The sequence below is a fragment of the Mesorhizobium sp. M8A.F.Ca.ET.218.01.1.1 genome (assembly GCF_004791165.1).
Taxonomy (GTDB): domain Bacteria; phylum Pseudomonadota; class Alphaproteobacteria; order Rhizobiales; family Rhizobiaceae; genus Mesorhizobium.
The window spans coordinates 12051-29064 of the sequence record NZ_SRUZ01000007.1; the positions used below are offsets into that span (position 1 = coordinate 12051).

Below are 17014 nucleotides of genomic sequence, written 5' to 3' on the forward strand. Positions count from 1 at the left end.
AATCATCATTGGCCCCGACCACTCTAGCCTTCGCGCGCGAGACTGGCCACAAGCGGGTCGAGGCGCGGGTCGTCGAGGCTGACGACGCCGGACATCCGCATCGCCTGCCGCAGGCTGATCCTGCCGACTTCCTGGCGCATGATGACCGGCAAACAGGCCGGCCCCGCTCCCGTCAGGACGAAGGCCCGGCCGACCAGGACCGGTTCGGAGAAGGGCGCCCATTGCACGGCCATGATCGATGGCTCGCCGCTCTGGCGGCGGTTGATGGCGGTGAAATAGATCCAGTTCAGGCGTGAGATCGCCACGCCATAGTGCCAGCCGAGCGCGCGCGCGCCGCCCTGGCGATTGCCCTCGGCCCACCGGGTCACACGCCGGAACGTCACCAGCTCCGCCTGGCGCCGCACGAAGGTGACCGACCGCATCAACAGATCCGGGCGGCCGGGAACCGCGAAGTAGGTGAAGTAGGTGCCGCCGGCGATGGCGGGGCAGGGGCCGCGCACCATGTTGGCGTAAAGCGTTTCATGTATCGGCGACAGACTGACAAATCGCTGCGCCTCGGCTTCCGGCGCGCGGTACAATTCATCCTCGTCGATGCGGAAATAATCGCAGATCAGCCTCGCCGTGGCCCTGTTGGGCAAGCTCTTGCCTTGCAGGTAGCGCTCGAACTGCGAGCGGTTCATGTTCAATCCGCGGCAGACGGCGCTCACCGACGCGTGGCCGCTGACCAGCCGTTTGAGATTCGCGGCAAGATTCCTGCGAATTGGCACGACACCGTCCCCCCGAAGACGTCCGGACCATTATTCAAGCAATTGCTGATATTGCGCCAATCTCGCACAACATCGCTCGGGCGCGAAAGGGGACCTTCGGCCAATATCGCTGCAAAAATCGCTGCTTGCGGGCCGACATGGAAAGGCCCGCCACCGACGCGACTCGTGACGGGCCTTCTGGAGTACGCCGGGCTTCTTACCGCCCGGCCATTTGCAAAACCTGCCGGCGCCGCGATCGTTCCATCACAACAGGAGGCCCGGCAACTCAGCCTGGCAACTCAGGGGAAACGGCTCTCGGGCCTTGCGGATCGTCGAAGTCGTCTCGCGCCAGGACGCGAGACCTCGCATATCCCTCAGGTTTCAGGCCTTCGATTCAGATACAAATCGAGGTGCAGATACCCGCGGTAACCGCCGACAGTTTCTCGCGCTTCAAGAGCGTCGGCTTGGCGTAGGTTTTCTTCATGGCCCTATCCCCTCGATTCAAGCGGCCTTGCACGGCGAAAGACAGGAAACCGCCGTGACCGTGGACAGTTTCTGGCGCTTCAGAAGTGTCGGCTTGGCATAGCTTTTCTTCATTTTCGTTCCCTTTGCCTAGGCTTGCCCGTCGAATCTGACGCAAAAGGAAGGGCGAAGTCAAAACGTTTCACCTCCAGGGAGCATGCATCGTCGATGTTTTAGCTCTTGCTGATGCCAAAATCACGCATAACAGACGCGAAAGCCGACAATCCCGGCGATTGTCTCGTGCCTGGCTGCCGGTCCCGGCATGGGGATAGGCCGGGACTAGTTCCTGTCGGACGGCTTCGAGCGCATCCTCGACACCGTCTCGCGCTCGGCGCGTTTGGAGCGCAGCGGCGGCAGGCCGCGGTCGATCAGGTCCATGTCTTCCAGCACCATGTCGCCCATGCGCTTGAAGGCGATGTCGAGGGCGCCGGCGCGGTGGGCGGAGCGCAGGAAGCCAGGGAGCGTGCGCACCGGATGGTCGCCCGCCAGCGGCTCTTCGGGAAAGACGTCGCTGGCGGCAAGGATGTGGCCGCTCTTCACCGCAGCCATCAAGGCGGGGAAATCGACGACGCCGGCACGGCTGAGCAGGATGAAGGCGGCGCCCTTGCGCATCCTGGCGAAAGCATCGGCGCCGAGAAATCCCTGGTTTTCGGAGGTGACCGAGGCAACGACGAAGACGAAGTCGCTTTGCGACAGCACCTCGTCCAGCGCAGCCGGCTCGACGCCATTTTCCCTCAGGATCGATGGCGGCAGCCAGGGGTCGAACACCTTGGTGCGGGTGCGGAAGCCCGACAGCAGGCGGTTGAGCGCGCGGCCGAGGTCGCCGAAGCCGATGATGCCGACATCGGCGCCCGAAAGCAGCCGCGCGGTCCGGTTGCCGTCGCCGCCCCACAGCTCCTGCCCCTGGCGGAAAGCGAGGTCGGCGTCGACGATGCCGCGGGCAAGGTTGAGCGCCATGGCCAGGCCCAGCTCCGCCACCGGCTCGGCGAAAACCAGGCCCGTCGTGACGACATGGATGCCGCGTGCGAACAGCGTTTCATAGGGCATGTTGTCGAGGAGATTGCTCTCGACGTTGAAGACACAGCGCAGCGCCCGCATCGCTTCAAGCGTCTGCGGCGAGATCGGCGGTTGGCCGACGATGTAGCGGGCCTCGGCCAGCACCCCGGCCGGCAGTCGCGCCACGCCGTCCGGCGTCGTCTCGACGATGCGGTAATGCGCCCTGAGCCGCGCCAGCTGCGGCGGCGTGAAGATCAGCTCGAGCGTGCGCGGCTCGGGCGCGCTGATGACCAGCGGCAAGGCGATGTCTGACATGGCAAGATCCTCCCGAAGCGGCTTGTGGCGCTTTCTCGGTCCTAAATCTATCCCGGACCAGCGGATTTAAAAGCACGGCAGACCGATTTACTCGGTGCAGGAACGTTTCGCTCAAAATCGCGACAGCCGTCCTGACGCAATTGACATTCGCGGCGAAGCCGGTCTTCTCTGCGCTATTCAACAAAGGGGGCAACAGCAAATGAAGAAATACGAGAAGCCAACCTGGCAAAAGCGCGAACGGCTTTCCGCCGTCACCGCGCTCGCTGGACCTTCAAATTTGCCGCCGCCGCAATGACTGAAACCGCCGGGCGAGCCTGAAGGCATTCGCCTGCCGAAACAAAGGCGCGATCGGTCGATCGCGCCTTTTGCTTTTGCGGCAAGAACACGCCGTCACCTGCGCCGCTTTGGCGGTGCGGGCTTCTGTTGCTCCTCGCTTGGCTCGGCGGACAGCCGCTGCTTGCGAAGGCGGGCGGTCTTTGCGTCGCGGGCCTGCCGCTCGGCGTCGAGGATAATCCGCGACTCGCGATCCGCTCTCTCAAGCTTTTGCTTGTCGACCAATCGGGCCACTTCGTTCTCCGCCGGCATGTCACATTCCCTGAAACCAACCGTGTGCGGCAAGGTTCCAGCGGATGCCAGCCGCGCGCGATCGCGTCAGGATTTTGCCTGGCCTGACCGCTTGGCGCGATGACCGGCCTGCCAGCGGGTCAGTTCGCGCTCGGCCTCGGATATGGTCACGCTCATCAAGCCGTCGAATTCGGCCATGGCTTCCATGTGCCCATGATCAATGATGGATTTGCGAAGAATGCGCATCGCCAGAATAGCATCCTGCAACGCGCGGTCGATATTCTTGACCATGACAGGATCTCCTGCGGGCATAACCTGTCGGCGCGCCGCTGGTTCCGACTGAACGGCGTTGGATCTGCTTTTTTCAGCGCTATGTCGTTGTGCTGGAGAAGCGCTCCGGCGCTTTCCTTCTGCTTCCTCCTCTCGCGGGGAGGGAGGACGGAAGAGGCGCTGTCCCCCGGATAGCACCAGGGAAGTGCCTTCGATGGCGATGAAGGGTGGGAAGCCCCTCAGGCCAGCCCCGGCTCGCGCCGCAATCCCAAATGGCGCACCTTGCGGCCAATGATCATCAGCCGGCGTGCCGTGTTGTTGCGCAGGCGCCGCGCGCGCCATTCCAGTCCGGTTTCGGTGGTGATCTGCTTGGCGTAGACGCTCACACGCATGCCGGTCTCGTCGGAGGCCACCTTGACCGGGTCGTCATAGAAGGTGGCGATCTTGTCGGCCGCCATGCCTGGTGTTTCGAGCCAGGCGGGGATGTGGACCGAGGAGAGGCGCTCGACGTCGACCATGACCCGCCCGATGCCGACGCCGGGTGTCGGGCATGTCGTACAGAACGCGTCGCCAATGAAGACGACCCCATCGCGGCGATGGCCCTGCGTCGTGGTCAGATTGACCTGCCGGACCTCGACGGGACTCGCGACAGCGAAGTTGCCGCATTGCGCCGATATTTCGGGCATCAACTCACAAAGCATCTTCTGCGGATCGGACCGGAAATCCCTCGTCCATTGGTCGGCCACGGTGTGATAGACGAACATGTTGGCCCGCATCTTGTCGCCGAGCGGAAAAACGGTGAGATAGGCAACGCGGTCCGCCGCCCGCTTGCCGTAGCAGGTGACGGCCGGGAAGGCGCATTCGTCCCGCGGAATGGCGAGGTCGAAGCCCATCGAGAGCGAATGCGCCTTCGACAGCTCGACGCGCTCGACGCCGATGGCGCGCCGCACCGCTTCGCTGTAACCGGTGGCCACCACCAGCAGGCGGGAATTGATGACCCTGCCGTCGGCCAGCACCAGGCGCTGCCGGTCCGGCCCGGTCGAGACCTCGGCGACCTTGCCGACCGTGATCGGCACTTCGCGCGGCAGCGCGTCGCGCAGGCCGTTGATCATCGAGCCGTAGGAAAACGTGTATTCCCACTTCTGCTCGCGGGCGAACAGCTGGCCCAGGCGAAAGACGTGGACGTCGGTCACCGAGGTGACGTGGCGCATGACCGTCTCTTCGAGATCGAGCCTCGCGAAGAGCCGCATCTGATCCATGCCGATCTTCTCGGCCCTGAACTCGTCGTGATGGACGCGGTGCGGGTCGATCAGCGCTACCTTGCGCCCGGACTTTCCCAGAACCATTGCCAGGGTCGTGCCCGCCATTCCGGCGCCAACGATCGCCACGTCGACTTCGGCCGGGACAGCCTCGACGGTGGTCATCTCGCTGCCCTTCATGCTCGTCATCTTCTGTCTCCACAATCTGTGGTGGAATATATCTTCCGGACCCTGATCAACCTCAAGCAACCAGCGCGGGTGGCTGGTAGCAACAAACGTTTAGGTTAACTACGGCCGCCTCTTCTGTTTCCAGCGCGGCGCGATCGCCGAGCCATCGATGAATTCCAGGCCGCCCGCCTCGTTGAGCGTGTGCAGCTTGCGTCCACTCCATAGCGCGCCAGGAGTTAAGATGGTCTCGACAAGCTGGTCCATGCCGTTCAAATCAAGGTGAGTGACGCGTGCGATGCCAAGGGCGCCGCCGTAGCTCCTGCGGCAGTCCTGCACCGGGCGCAGCAACTGGCCATCGCGTTCCACCATGCGTCCGGCCGGCCGCGCCGAGGCGATGTCGATCAGCACCGGATTTTTGGGATGCGGCGTCCAGGGACCGCGAAAGTCCGGCGCCGACCACAGATGCAGTTCATCGGAGAACGCGCCGCCACCGTCCCTCGCGGTGCCTTCACCGTCCCGGACGGTGGCGAACAGCCACCACATGCCGCCATGCTCGACCAGGGTGGCGTCGCTGGCGACGATATCGGACAGCAGCGTCGCCTCCTTCACCCATCCACCGGGGAAGGCGGTGGCGCGGTAGAGATCGACCGTGCGGTTGGCGCAGCTTTCGGGCACCATCCAGACCTCGCCGTCACGCTCGAAGACGAAGGGGTAGGACAGGTGGTAGGGCAGGTCGAGCACCGGCTCCGGGCGGCCGATCGGCCCCGACGGGCCGAACGGCACCGCCGAGATGATGGCGCGGCCCAGACGGTGGATATAATCCTCGACGAACAGGGTTACCTGTCCCTGGTAAAGGATCGGGAACGGATCGGCGTAGAAGCGGCTGCCGTCGTCGGGCAGCTCTTGCCAGCCCGATGCCGGATGGGCGCGCAGATCGAACAGGTCCCGCCCGTCCGTCTCGCGCCAGCCGACCTTCCAGTGCGGGGCGTTGTAGCAGAGATGGTAGATCTTCTGGACGATGCGCCGCGCCAGCGCCTTGCCCGCCCTGACGCCGAGCTTGCCGGCCGAGGGCAGCGACGGCGCAGGCCTGCCGTCCGCCGGCTCGGGCAGGACGGGCAGGGCGCCGCGTGCAGCCCCCGTCACCGCCGCCAGGATCAGGCTCGCGGTGCGCGCCAGCATGTCCTGGAAGGCGGCAAGCGCGATGCCGCCATATTCGGTTCCGAGCCGCCCTTCGGCGACGACGGCGCCGTTCTCCTCGATGCGGGCCAGCGGCGTCCGGCCATCGAGGATCGACGCCAAAAGGGCGGCTTCGCCGGCGGCGCCGTCATAGGTCACACGCCAGACGCGCGTTGCCTCCTGCCGCGCGTCGCCGCACAGGTCGAGCACGAGGTCCGGCGCGGCGCGCGGCTGGGTGCGGTATGGTGCCAGCGCCGACAGTGGCAGGCGCTTGGCCAACCCGTCGGCGGGCAAGCCATGGATGACCGTTTCAAGCTGGAACAGCGCGGCTATGCTGCCTGGGACGCCGCTTCCGCGCGGGCGTGCGTCGACGCTGACCTCGACATTGGCGAGCGCCGCCAGGCGCTGCAGCAGCAGCAGGTGAAAAGCACGGAGGCAGTCGCTGTCCAGGCGCAGGCTCACCTGCATGTCGCACCCCTAGAATTCTGATGGTCGGTAACTGGCCGGTGTTCGATTTCGGGCACGAGAGATGGGCAACGGTCGGACTGGAGACAGGTGGCGCTCCATTTCCATTCGTTTCCCGCTCGCTTGCGCCCTGTCAACACGGCCCGTGTCTTTGCTACGCAAACTCCGTGCCAGAAATCAGAAGAGCTCCCAACATAATTAACAGTGTTTTAACAGTTGGAGTAATAGCTAGGCTGAAGCCGCAATTTAATCTTTTGGGGCACACGGAGTGTTGTCGGAGCGACCTTTGCAATCATCCCTGCTCTCGTTGCCGCAACAACACGCTCCGGAGGTGATGCAATATGCGCCGGAGCCACCACCGGCCGCGTCCTATCCATCCTCGAGCGTCGAGCTGGGTGACCTGAAGCGCATATTGGTGCGCCGCCGCTTCCTGATCCTCGCCACCGCCGCGCTGCTGACCCTTGGGGCGCTGCTCTACGGACTGTTCACGCCGGCGCTCTACAGCTCCGTGGCGGAAATCATCGTCGATCCGCAAGACCTGCAGGTGGTCACCAACGACGTCAATCCGAGCCGGGTTCCGCCCGATGGCGGCATCACCATGGTGGAAAGCCAGGTTGCCGTCGTCCAGTCGAGCGGCGTGCTGCTCAGGGCTATTGCGGCAACCAACCTGACCGAGGATCCCGAATTCAACGGGCAGGGCGGATTGCTGAGCCATTTGCTCGGCGGCGTGCTGGGTTCGGGGTCGGCCGAGACCGACAAGACGGGCAAGACACTCGATGCGCTGCGCCGGCGGCTGGCGGTCAAGCGGGCCGACAAGGTGCTGGTCCTCGACGTGATCGTCACCGCCAAGAGCGCCGACAAGGCGGCGAAGCTCGCCAATGCCATCGCGCAGGCCTACCTCGCCGACCAGGCGAGCGCGCGCGCCAAGATGGCCACGGATGCTTCCGACTCCATCACCGCGCGGCTGGAAGAGCAGCGCAAGCGCGTCCAGCGGGCCGAGAATGCGGTCGAGGCCTACAAGTCCGCCAACAACATGGTGATGGCCGCGGGCAATCTGGTCAGCGACCAGGAACTGACCGAGATCAACACGCAGCTCGCGGCCGCGCAAAGCCGCACCGCGACGCTGAAGGCGCAGGTCGACCAGTTGCGCCGGTCCGGCGGCGCACCGGACGCGACCTCGGAGGCGATGCGCTCGGCGGTGATTTCGAGCCTGCGGGCGCAGGAGGCGACGCTTGTCGACCAGGTCTCGCAACTCGGCACGGAACTCGGGCCGCGCCATCCCTCGATGATGGCGGCCCAGCAGCAGCTACGCGACACGCGCCAGCTCATCGCGCGCGAACTCGGCCGCATCGTCGCCGCCGCCGAAACCGACTATGAGCGGGCACTGGCCAACCAGCAGGCGCTGGAGGCCAAGGTCGCGGGCATGAAGAGCAAGTCGCTCGACACCGACCAGGCCTCGGTCAAGCTGCGCGAATTGCAGCGCGATCTCGAGGCGGTGCGCTCCGTTTACGCAACCTATCTGCAACGGGCGCAGGAAACGCGCGAGCAGGTCAATGTCGACAGCACCAATGCGCGCATCATCTCCGACGCCATGCCGGCGCTGAAGAAGAGCTGGCCGCCGCTGTTGCTGCTGGTATTCGGCGCGTTCTTCGGCGGTCTGGGGCTGGGTACCGGCCTCGCTCTGATCGCGGAATATTCATCGCCGACGGTGCTTTCCAGCGCGCAGATGCAATCGGCCATCGACGCGCCCGTGGTGGGCGTGCTGCCGGCAAGATCGGCGCGCCGCGGCTGGTGGCCTTTCGGCGGCACCACCACGCCGGCCGGACAGAAGATGGACGCCGTCGCCGGGCTGGCGCTGAGACGCCTGTTCTCTTCCAGCCGGCGTCCGCCGGACTGGCCGCTGGTGCCATCCGTCCTGCTGACGTCAGCGCCAGAGGACGCCGCGCAGCGGGGCCGGGTGGCGCGCCTGCTGGCCAACGCGGCGGCCGCCAGGGGCAGCCGTGTCCTGTTCATCGACACCAACAGTGCCGGCGGCGGCCAGAAGGAGCCGCAGCCCGGCCTGCTCGACGTGCTGCGCGGCGAATATGCCTTCGAGGCGCTGAGCCAGTACGCGCCCGGCAGCAACGTGGCGGTGCTGGGCAAGGGCCGGCCAAAGGCTGCCTTCTCCGAGGCGCAGGGCGTCTATTTCACGCAGCACATGCTGGCCCAGGCGAGCCGCAATTTCGAACTCGTCATCGTCGACGGCGGCGCGCTGGCCGACAATCTCAACGCCTCGCCGCTGGTTGCCATGGTCGACGAGATCGTGCTTGTCGCCACGCTCAACGCGACGCCGATGCGCGATGTCACGGCGGCTTCGCAGGCCATTTCCGTCATGGGGCGGTTGCCGACCGGCGCCTTGCTGGTCGACGAGGCGGCCTGACATGGCTGCCATGCGGGGTGCCGCCCGGTCCGCCACCCCAGCCGGCTGGGCCGGCCAGGGTCAAGTCGCGGCCACTCGCCCCGCCGGCAACTCGCTCGACTGGGTGACCGGCTACGGCCTGGTCGCGGTTGTCGCGTTGCTATTCAGCATCTCGGGCGGCATGCTGTGGCTGGTGGGCTACAATTACGACGGCCTGACCGGCAATCCGGCGACCAAGATCCATCCCTCGACCTATCTGCTCGTGCTGATGTTTGCCTGGCGCGCCTGCACCTTCGGCAACCCGGTCGGCTACACGCTGGCCATAGCCGACAGGCGGCCGGCGAGCGCGCTGCTGGCCGTCATGTCGATCATGCTGCTGGTCGTTGTCATCGTCAGGCAGCGCCCCGGCATGGCCGGCATGATCGACACTTTCGTGGCGCCGGCGCTGCTGGTGATGATGCTGGCCGAGGACGACGAAAGGACGTTCGCCCGGATGCGGACCGTCGTTCACGCGGTCATGACCGCGAACGCGCTGCTGGCGCTGTTCGAGTTCGCCACCAAGACGCTGGTCTTTCCCTACCGGCTCGACGGCGAGGTGTTCATGAACGACCTGCGCTCGACGGCGCTTCAGGGCCATCCGCTGTCCAACGCCACGATCACCGCGATCTACGTGCTGGCGCTGCTTTCGGGCTCGCGATCGCTGTCCATGCCGATGCGGCTCGGGCTGGTCGGCCTGCAATGCTCGGCGCTGGTCGTGTTCGGCGGGCGCTCGGCGATGGTGACGACGATCGCGCTCGGCGGCATCTACCTGCTTTTCAGCGGCGTCGTCTATCTGCGGCGAGGACGCATCAGCCTGCCGGGTGCCGCCCTCGCGGTCGTGCTCTGCTCGCTGCTGCCGGTCGTGCTCGCCATGCTGTTCTCCTACGGTTTCTTCGACGCGCTGCTGGAACGCTTCGTGTCGGACAGCGGCAGCGCCAATGCCCGCGTCGAAATGTTCGAGCTGTTCAAGCATTTCGAACTGCGCGACCTGATCGTGGGGCCCGATATCGATCTCATCGAAAGCCTGCGCCGTATCAACGGCCTCGAACAGGGCATCGAGAACCCGATCATCCGCCTGGTGCTCTATCAGGGCGCCTTCTTCACCTTGCTGTTGTTTCTCGGCTTCGTACTGTTCATGCACGAAGTGGCGCGCCGCTGCCATCCCGGCATCTGGCTGACGATGCTGGGCTGGCTGATCCTGCTCAACACCTCCGAAAGCCTGGCGTCCAAGACGACGCTGATGACCAAGTTCGTGGTAATCGCGCTGGTGCTGTACCGGCCGGCAAGGGCGATGGGGCGAGGAGTACAACGGTTGCAAGGGTAGCGCTCTACGGCGCCCCCCTCTGCCCTGCCGGGCATCTCCCCCACGAGGGGGGAGATTGGCGGCTTCTACGCTGGCTCTCTCTTGCAGCATAGGCGATTGGCGAAGGCGGACGTGCCTCCGATCTCCCCCCTCGTGGGGGAGATGTCCGGAAGGACAGAGGGGGGCGTGAAGGAACTCGACGATTGCCCGTGTGGGACGGCAACCTACCCCGCCATCCTCAACCCCAGCGCATCCACCATCGCCGGGTCGAGCGCGCGCGTCGTGTCGTCCATCATGCCCATGCCGTCGAAGAGGTCCCAGAAGGCCCAGGGGAAGCCTGATGCCTCGGCGCTCTGCCTGACATCGGCGATGTAGCGGGCACGGTCGGGGTTGGGGGCGGCGACGTATCGGGCGTCGGTGCGCAGCGCGCCGAATTCGCCCATGATGACTCGGCCAGGCGCGATGCCGTGGCTGTCGGCCCAGTCGCGCGCCTGGCCGATATATTTGTCGATGAACCAGCGGTCGGGCCTGGCGTCGAAATAGACCTTCAGCACGCGTTCGGTTTCGACATAGGCGGCCTGCTTGTCCGCTTCGGAGGTGTCGATGTCATCAGCCATGCGCGCCCTGACGGAGGCCAGCGTCTGTTCGAGCGAACCGGCGGAAGCCGGCCATGGCACGTTGTTCAGCGCGCGGTAGACGGGCTCGCGCATCCAGGGCGCGCCCTGGTGGCTGAACAGATAGGGTTCGTAGAAGTGGAAGGTGAACAGGATCGGCTCGAAGGCCGCCAGCGGTTCCGGGTCGAGCGCGGCGAGCCCGCTCACCATCGAGCCGCAGCCGCCGGTGACGACCAGCGGCAAGGCCGACGACGATGCCCTGGCAGCCGTCAAAAGGGCCGCCTGGACGTTCGACCAGACATTGGAAGAGCAGGATTGCGGCGGCTCGTTGACCGGTTCCAGCGCCACCATGCCCTGTGCGAAGCGCTGCAGCCTGCCGGCAAGCGTGCCGACCAGCGCGCGATAGGCTGCGAATTCGGGGGCGGCGGTGCTGGAGACCATGCGGTCGGGATTCCAGTAATGGGTGGCGCCGTTGGCCTGCACGTTGACGATGATGCCGAGGTCGGCATCGAGGGCGGCCGCGACGGCATCGTCCAGCATCGCCATCAATTTCGCGCGCGTGGCGGCGTCGGCGGCGAGGAAGGGGCCGGGATCGACCGGCAGGCGGATGAAATCGAGCCCGGTCCGGCGCAGCCGGCGAAGGTCGTCCGGTGTCGGCACCGGCCGCTGCGACTGGAAGGGCGGCCAGGCATAGTCGGTGCGCGGCGCGGGAAACTCGCGCGTCAGTGCGAACCAGGGCCAGGCATTGACGCCGCGGCGAAAGCGCCATTCGCCAGTGGCGGCCAAAGCGGGTGGCGCGAAAGAAAGCGCCGCCGTGGCGGGCGCCAGCGCCGTCGACAGCGCGGTCCTCAGCAGCCGCCGTCGCGACCAACCCGTCATACGGCGCCGGGCGAGGGGCGATCGACCGGCATGGCGCCGGCGGCGGTCACGCCCAGAAGCCGGTAGGCTTCGGTTTCATAGGCAAGCAGGACATCGTCCCAGCGGAAGACTTCGTTGGCGCGAGCCCTGGCGGCCGCGCCGCAGGTCCTGACCAGGGCGTCATCCTCCATCGCCTGCCGCATCCGCTCGGCGCAGCTGCGCGCATCGGTGAAATAGATGGCGGCCGCGCCCGCGGTCCATCTGTTGTAGGGGTTGTCGTGGGCGATCACCATGTTGCCGGCGGCCAGCGCCTCGACCAGCGACGGGTTGGTGCCGCCGACGGTGTGGCCATGCAGATAGGCGCGCGCGTGAAAACGCAGCGCCTTCACCGCCGCCTGGTCGTAAATGGCGCCGGGCAGCACGACCGAGGCGTTGGCTGCCTCGCGGACGGCGACATGATAGGGAATTTCAGGGGAGAGCGTGCCCAGAACCACCAGCTTCATGTCGCGCTTCTGGCTGCAGAACGCCTCGACGATGGGCAGGATGTTGTTGTCGGGCTCGATGCGCGCGATCGAGATAAGGTATTTGCCGGGCTCGAGGCCGAGCGCGCGCACCGGCGCCTCCGGCGCCGCTGTCACCGGGTCGGCGCCATAGGTGATGGTGGCTATGGCGTTGCGCGGCCGGCGCGTCGCCAGGTGATCCGCGATCACCGGATGGTCGGCGACCAGACGGTGCGAGGCCCAGGCGCCGATCCACTCGTTGAGCCAGAACCATGTGCGCGCCGCCACACCCCATTTGGGCCGGCGCCACTCGATGCCGTCCATGTTGGTGATGATCTTGCGCCGCATCAGCCTCAGCCAGGTCAGGAAGACAGCGCCATTATAGCCGAGCACCAGGCAGACGCCGGGCCGGCGGGCGGCGTCGAGCACGCATTGCCAGTCGAACTCCAGCGTCGCGCGCGGGCCTTTCGAGGCGACCTGGACATGGATCAGATCGATGCCTTTCCAGGTGTCGACGCGCACTCTCCGGTCGACCCGCTCGACCTCCTCCTGGCAGTAGACGCCGACCTTCCAGCCGCGCCCGGCAAGAAACAGCGCCAGCTTCTCGGCGAAGGTCTCAAAGCCGCCATGGGCCGCGGGAATGCCGCGCGTCCCAAGGATCAGGATGGTGGGCGTCTCCGGTCTCATAGTGGCGCTTTCAAGTCCGCTCGATCCGCAATGCGAGGCTCTCCTAATCTCGAAACCTTGGCCGAGCGATATTCATGCCAGACTCGGGGTTGGCGCCATTATCGCACCGGGTTGTAAAATATTTCTTCCGGCCGCCGGGGTTGTTTCACTATCGGTCAACCTTCCATGCGTATGTATCGAAACGAGGCATTGCCGGGACCTGGCGGCCGGAAGACGGTCAAACCAGGCCCGGCACGATCCTTGCTCGTGGACTTCTGCGCGCCAGAATCGGCGGAGGGCGTGCAGCATTGGAGTGGTGATCCGGATCTCATCCGTTTCATGGCAACCAGTGGAGTCCAAAGGGGTGTTGGACTTGAAGTTCCTGTCGCTGATGCCGTCAGGCGGCGGAATCGTACACCACCCCTGACAGAAAGATGCATGTGAAGATGCGGATTGCCTGCATCCATCAGGGCTATGAACTCTATGGCTCCGACCGCAGCTTCGCGGAGAGCGTGGCCGCGCTGCGCGCCGCGTTTCCGTCAGCCGACATCGAAGTGGTCCTGCCGCGCGGCGGACCGATCGTGCAGATCCTCGAACCGCATGCGACCCGGATCGTCTTCGAGCCGCTCTGGGTGCTGAGGCGCCAGGCCATTGCGCGCCTTGCCACCATCGAGATGGCGCGGCTGCCGGTCGCGGTGCTGAGGGCCTGGCGGCGGCTCAGGGATTGCGATCTCACCTATGTCAACACCTCGATCGTGGCCGACTACGCGCTGGCCGCCCGCCTTCTGCCCGATAAGGCCGTGCTGCACATCCATGAAATTCCCGAAGGCGCCATGCGCAGGATCCTTGTCGGCCTGATGCATTGGAGCCGTGCCGATCTCATCTTCAACTCGCGCGCCACCCGCGCCGCGTTCGGCGAGCCCCGATCCGCGCGCTCCCATGTGGTCTATAACGGCGTTGCCGGCCCGCCGGCGGCCGAAGCGATGACCTATGACGGCAAGCGTCCGCTCAAGGTGCTGCTGCTTGGCCGCATCAACAGGATCAAGGGCCAGGAAGTGCTTCTGGAGGCGATCGCCTCGCTGCCGGCGGACCTCAGGTCGAGGGTCGAGGTGCGCCTGGTCGGCGGCGCCTTCGAAAGCGTCGAGCGCGAGCGCGCGCTGGCCGAACTGGTCGACGGCATGGGGCTCAGCGGACGCGTCAGCGTGCTGCCCTTCATTCCCGACCCGTCCGAGCATTATCGCTGGGCCGATATCGTCACCGTGCCGTCGCGGCGTCCCGAATCGCTCGGCCGCGTCGCCATCGAAGCGATGGCCCATGGCCGGCCGCCGCTGGTGTCGGCGATCGGCGGGCTGGTCGAGGTGGTCGCCGACGGCGAAACCGGCTGGCATGTTCCGCCCGGCGATGCCGCCGCGCTCGCCGGCAAACTCGAGGAAATCATCCTGCGGCCCGAGGCCTGGCGCTCCTTTGTCGCCGCGGGGCGGGCGCGCTACGAGGCGGTCTTCAGTGAGCCGGTCGCCGCGGCGGCGATCGCGGCCATAGCCACGGACAAGCTGAAGGCAACCATCGCCAAGCCGAGCCGGACGGCAACCGCGCGCCAGGCGGAGACACGGCCGTGAAACTGCCTGGCCACCTGGTGCGGCGCCTGGTGCTGATGATCGGCGGCGAGGCGATGCAGAGCGGCTTCCACTTTGCCCTCAACATCGCGCTGCTGCACATGCTGTCGGCGCAAGGCTACGGTCTCTTCGCCATCGGCATGGTGATGGGCGGCGTCGGCCTGTCCTACATCAGGTCGCTCACCGCCGTTCCCGCCTCGATCTGGATGGGCAAGAGCACCAACAGCGCCGGCGTCAACGCCTATGACGTGGCCTTCGGGACGGCGGCGCTGGTCGTTGCGCTGCTGATGGCCGTCGGCACGGCGGTGGTGATGCGCCTTTTGGGCGATCCCAGCGGAATTGCCGCCGGCTGCTTCGTCGGGGCATGGTCGCTGCGCAGCCACATGCGCACGGCCTTCTTCGCGCGCCGCCAGCAGGTGATCGTCTCCATCAGCGATGCCGCCTTCACGATCGCCGGCACCGTCATGGCCGGCCTGGCGATCTGGATGGCCAGGGACATGCTGCAGACCGTGTTCTACGCGCTTGCGGCGGCCAATCTGTTCGGCATCTTCGTCCTGGTCCGGCTGGCGCGGCGCACGATGCGCATCAGCTTCCGCATGCCGACGCGGCGGCGCTATGCAAGGCTCTGGGCCCAGCTCTGCTGGTCGGCATTCAGCGCCACCACCACCAACATCCAGGGCCAATGCCTGGCGCTTCTGGTCGCCGGCATTGCCGGGCCGGCCGCCTATGCGCCGCTGGCGGCGGTAATCGTGCTGTTCGCGCCGCTGCGCATCATCAGCCTCGCCTTCGTGAATATGACGCAGCCGGAACTCGCCAAGCTGATGCGCAACAACGAGACGCGCCGTGTCTGGGCGCAGGCAAAGCTGTGGGCGGTCGTCATGGGGCTCGGTGCGGTGGCCTATGGGTGCGCCATCCTGTTCGTCCTGCCGATGATAAAATCGCAGGCTCTCCAGAATGCGTCGGTGGAGTTCATCGGGCTCTTCGTGATCGCGAATTTCATCCCGATCATGCTCTACATCATGCCCCGCATCGTGCTCGAGATCATGGGCGACTTCCGCATCGTCGCGTTCATCACCCTGGGCGGCGCCATCGTCGGGCTGGCGTTGATCGCGATCCTGCTGGCGGTCGCGTCTCCGCCCTGGTCGCTGGCTGGTTCCGCGATCTCCGAAATCTTCGTGCTCGTGGCATCGTGGTATTTCGTGCATCACCGCATGTGGAACATCGAACATCCGGACCAGCAGCGCGACAGCCGGCTGGGCTCGTGGCGGCGGGCGGTTTCGTTCGCCGCGGCAAGACGGTAGGAGAGGCACGTGTCAGACCAGGCAGTGCAAATTGCCGCGATGACCGACCTGCCCGACGGGGAGGTTCCACACCCCGCCGCCATCGCCGCCAACGACGCCTATACGGCGAAACTGCACACCAGCCTCGAGACGGCCAGGCCGCTCTGGCTGCGCCTCCAGGCGCAGGGCGTGTGCACCGGCCACCAGAATTTCGCCTGGGCGGAAGGGATCGTCGCGCGGCTGCTGCCGGAAAGTGCTGAACTCCTCATCGTCGAGGTGGGCGACGCCGCGACGGGCGAACCCAGAATGCTGGTGCCGCTGATGCGGCGCAGGGCGTTCCACCATTGGGTGGTGGAATGGTTGAGCTGTGGCGTCTGCGACTATGCGGCGCCGCTGCTGGCCGATGCCAGCCCGTGGACCAGGCAATCCGCGCAGGCCGCGTGGGCGGCGGTGCGCTCGGCGCTGCCGCCGTCGGACCGCGTCCACATCGTGGGAATTCCGCGACAGATCCACGGCGTCGCCAATCCGCTGGCCATGCTCCCGGCCACGCGCGATTCCATGCTGACCACGTTCGGCCTCGCCATCGACGGCGACCCGCAAACAGTCCTCAAGCGTCTTTGCAGGCCGTCCTTCGTCAAGGAATTCGGCAAGGACTGGCGTCGTATCGAACGGCTTGGCGGCGTGGAGCTGGTCGAGGCCGGCGCGCCGGCCGAGGTCGAGCGCATCTTCGGTGAACTGGTTCGGATGCGGCTCGACCGCTTTCGCGAGCTTGGCCGCTTCGACTTGCTGACGCAGGAGAAGATCGTCGATTTCTACCGGAACGCGGCCATTCAGGGCCTGTTGGACGGTTCCGTGCGGCTTTTCGGGCTGCTCGTCGGCGAGGCCCTGATCGCGGTTCAATATCTCCTGGTTCATCAAGGGACTGTTCATGCTCTGCTGATAGCAATGGACCAAGGCGTCGTGCCCAATGTCTCGCCGGGGCTTGCAATCATGGGCAGGTTGATCGGCTGGGCGCGCGAACAGGGCTTTGGGTATTTCGACCTGTCCGTCGGCAACCAGAGCTACAAGGAACATATGGGCGCCAAGGGTTCGGTATTGGTCGAACTCCGCCATGGGTTCACGATGCGGGGCAGGGTGGCCAATGCCGCCATCGAGTTCCGCAGGCGGGCCGAGGCTTTCGTGCGCTCCAACCCAAGGCTGCTCAAAGCGGTCCAGGGAACGATGCGGGGTTTGCGGCGCTTGCGTGGTTGATGCCGGGGCGG

The 17014-nt window shown here is 65.9% G+C and carries 15 protein-coding genes; 6 read left to right on the plus strand and 9 right to left on the minus strand.

The window, feature by feature from the left end:
- Positions 1–23: 23 nt before the first annotated feature.
- From EN861_RS23835 to EN861_RS23840, 3 genes are all read right to left on the minus strand, one after another.
- Positions 24–767, minus strand: coding sequence for a helix-turn-helix transcriptional regulator (locus EN861_RS23835; protein WP_135865925.1), 744 nt, complete (start codon positions 765–767; stop codon positions 24–26).
- Between the two features lie 373 nt (positions 768–1140).
- Positions 1141–1230: a putative RiPP precursor gene (locus EN861_RS35540; RefSeq protein ID WP_189343711.1), complete on the minus strand. Its 90-nt coding sequence runs from the start codon at positions 1228–1230 to the stop codon at positions 1141–1143.
- Between the two features lie 317 nt (positions 1231–1547).
- Positions 1548–2579, minus strand: a complete 1032-nt coding sequence (locus EN861_RS23840; RefSeq protein WP_135865927.1) for a hydroxyacid dehydrogenase — start codon at positions 2577–2579, stop codon at positions 1548–1550.
- Positions 2580–2673: 94 nt separating this feature from the next.
- On the opposite strand from EN861_RS23840, the gene EN861_RS23845 reads away from it, so the two are divergent.
- Positions 2674–2874: a hypothetical protein gene (locus tag EN861_RS23845; RefSeq protein ID WP_135865929.1), complete on the plus strand. Its 201-nt coding sequence runs from the start codon at positions 2674–2676 to the stop codon at positions 2872–2874.
- Positions 2875–2969: 95 nt separating this feature from the next.
- Here the strand turns inward: EN861_RS23845 and EN861_RS23850 are convergent, their stop codons facing one another.
- From EN861_RS23850 to EN861_RS23865, 4 genes are all read right to left on the minus strand, one after another.
- Positions 2970–3164 carry a hypothetical protein gene (locus EN861_RS23850; RefSeq protein ID WP_127870228.1) on the minus strand — a complete coding sequence of 65 codons (195 nt, stop codon included), beginning with the start codon at positions 3162–3164 and terminating at the stop codon, positions 2970–2972.
- A gap of 66 nt (positions 3165–3230) precedes the next feature.
- Positions 3231–3434, minus strand: coding sequence for a hypothetical protein (locus EN861_RS23855; protein ID WP_127870229.1), 204 nt, complete (start codon positions 3432–3434; stop codon positions 3231–3233).
- A gap of 218 nt (positions 3435–3652) precedes the next feature.
- On the minus strand, positions 3653–4861 hold the full coding sequence (locus tag EN861_RS23860; protein ID WP_189343712.1) for an NAD(P)/FAD-dependent oxidoreductase: 1209 nt from the start codon (positions 4859–4861) through the stop codon (positions 3653–3655).
- 99 nt (positions 4862–4960) lie between these two features.
- The gene (locus EN861_RS23865; RefSeq protein WP_135865931.1) at positions 4961–6484 is read right to left on the minus strand and encodes a formyl transferase; all 1524 of its coding nucleotides are present in this window, start codon (positions 6482–6484) and stop codon (positions 4961–4963) included.
- A 331-nt stretch (positions 6485–6815) separates the two neighbouring features.
- On the opposite strand from EN861_RS23865, the gene EN861_RS23870 reads away from it, so the two are divergent.
- Positions 6816–8900, plus strand: coding sequence for a Wzz/FepE/Etk N-terminal domain-containing protein (locus EN861_RS23870; RefSeq protein ID WP_189343713.1), 2085 nt, complete (start codon positions 6816–6818; stop codon positions 8898–8900).
- A 1-nt stretch (position 8901) separates the two neighbouring features.
- Entirely contained in the window at positions 8902–10242 is a 1341-nt protein-coding gene (locus tag EN861_RS23875) for a VpsF family polysaccharide biosynthesis protein (protein ID WP_135865935.1), read from the plus strand.
- 203 nt (positions 10243–10445) lie between these two features.
- On the opposite strand, the gene EN861_RS23880 is transcribed toward EN861_RS23875, so the two are convergent.
- Entirely contained in the window at positions 10446–11714 is a 1269-nt protein-coding gene (locus EN861_RS23880; RefSeq protein WP_135865937.1) for a cellulase family glycosylhydrolase, read from the minus strand.
- Complete coding sequence (locus EN861_RS23885; RefSeq protein WP_135865939.1) at positions 11711–12880, minus strand: DUF1972 domain-containing protein; 1170 nt, start codon at positions 12878–12880, stop codon at positions 11711–11713. The genes EN861_RS23880 and EN861_RS23885 overlap by 4 nt, the downstream gene beginning before the upstream one ends.
- Positions 12881–13305: 425 nt before the next feature.
- Between EN861_RS23885 and EN861_RS23890 the strand changes: the two genes are divergently transcribed.
- From EN861_RS23890 to EN861_RS23900, 3 genes are read left to right on the plus strand one after another with little or no spacing between them, the layout of a single operon-like run.
- Positions 13306–14475, plus strand: coding sequence for a glycosyltransferase family 4 protein (locus tag EN861_RS23890; protein ID WP_135866401.1), 1170 nt, complete (start codon positions 13306–13308; stop codon positions 14473–14475).
- Positions 14472–15773: a hypothetical protein gene (locus tag EN861_RS23895; RefSeq protein ID WP_189343714.1), complete on the plus strand. Its 1302-nt coding sequence runs from the start codon at positions 14472–14474 to the stop codon at positions 15771–15773. Before EN861_RS23890 ends, EN861_RS23895 begins: the two co-directional genes overlap by 4 nt.
- A gap of 9 nt (positions 15774–15782) precedes the next feature.
- A complete protein-coding gene (locus tag EN861_RS23900; RefSeq protein WP_135865941.1) occupies positions 15783–17003 on the plus strand; it encodes a GNAT family N-acetyltransferase in 1221 nt (406 codons plus the stop codon).
- Positions 17004–17014: the final 11 nt, after the last annotated feature.

Bases quoted from the DNA above. Each gene is read 5' to 3' on its own strand.
- EN861_RS23875 (WP_135865935.1), top strand. From the start codon at position 8,902: ATGGCTGCCATGCGGGGTGCCGCCCGGTCCGCCACCCCAGCCGGCTGG.
- EN861_RS23850 (WP_127870228.1), bottom strand. From the start codon at position 3,164: ATGCCGGCGGAGAACGAAGTGGCCCGATTGGTCGACAAGCAAAAGCTT.
- EN861_RS23885 (WP_135865939.1), bottom strand. From the start codon at position 12,880: ATGAGACCGGAGACGCCCACCATCCTGATCCTTGGGACGCGCGGCATT.
- EN861_RS23865 (WP_135865931.1), bottom strand. From the start codon at position 6,484: ATGCAGGTGAGCCTGCGCCTGGACAGCGACTGCCTCCGTGCTTTTCAC.
- EN861_RS23870 (WP_189343713.1), top strand. From the start codon at position 6,816: ATGCAATATGCGCCGGAGCCACCACCGGCCGCGTCCTATCCATCCTCG.
- EN861_RS23860 (WP_189343712.1), bottom strand. From the start codon at position 4,861: ATGACGAGCATGAAGGGCAGCGAGATGACCACCGTCGAGGCTGTCCCG.
- EN861_RS23855 (WP_127870229.1), bottom strand. From the start codon at position 3,434: ATGGTCAAGAATATCGACCGCGCGTTGCAGGATGCTATTCTGGCGATG.
- EN861_RS23840 (WP_135865927.1), bottom strand. From the start codon at position 2,579: ATGTCAGACATCGCCTTGCCGCTGGTCATCAGCGCGCCCGAGCCGCGC.
- EN861_RS35540 (WP_189343711.1), bottom strand. From the start codon at position 1,230: ATGAAGAAAACCTACGCCAAGCCGACGCTCTTGAAGCGCGAGAAACTG.
- EN861_RS23890 (WP_135866401.1), top strand. From the start codon at position 13,306: ATGCGGATTGCCTGCATCCATCAGGGCTATGAACTCTATGGCTCCGAC.
- EN861_RS23880 (WP_135865937.1), bottom strand. From the start codon at position 11,714: ATGACGGGTTGGTCGCGACGGCGGCTGCTGAGGACCGCGCTGTCGACG.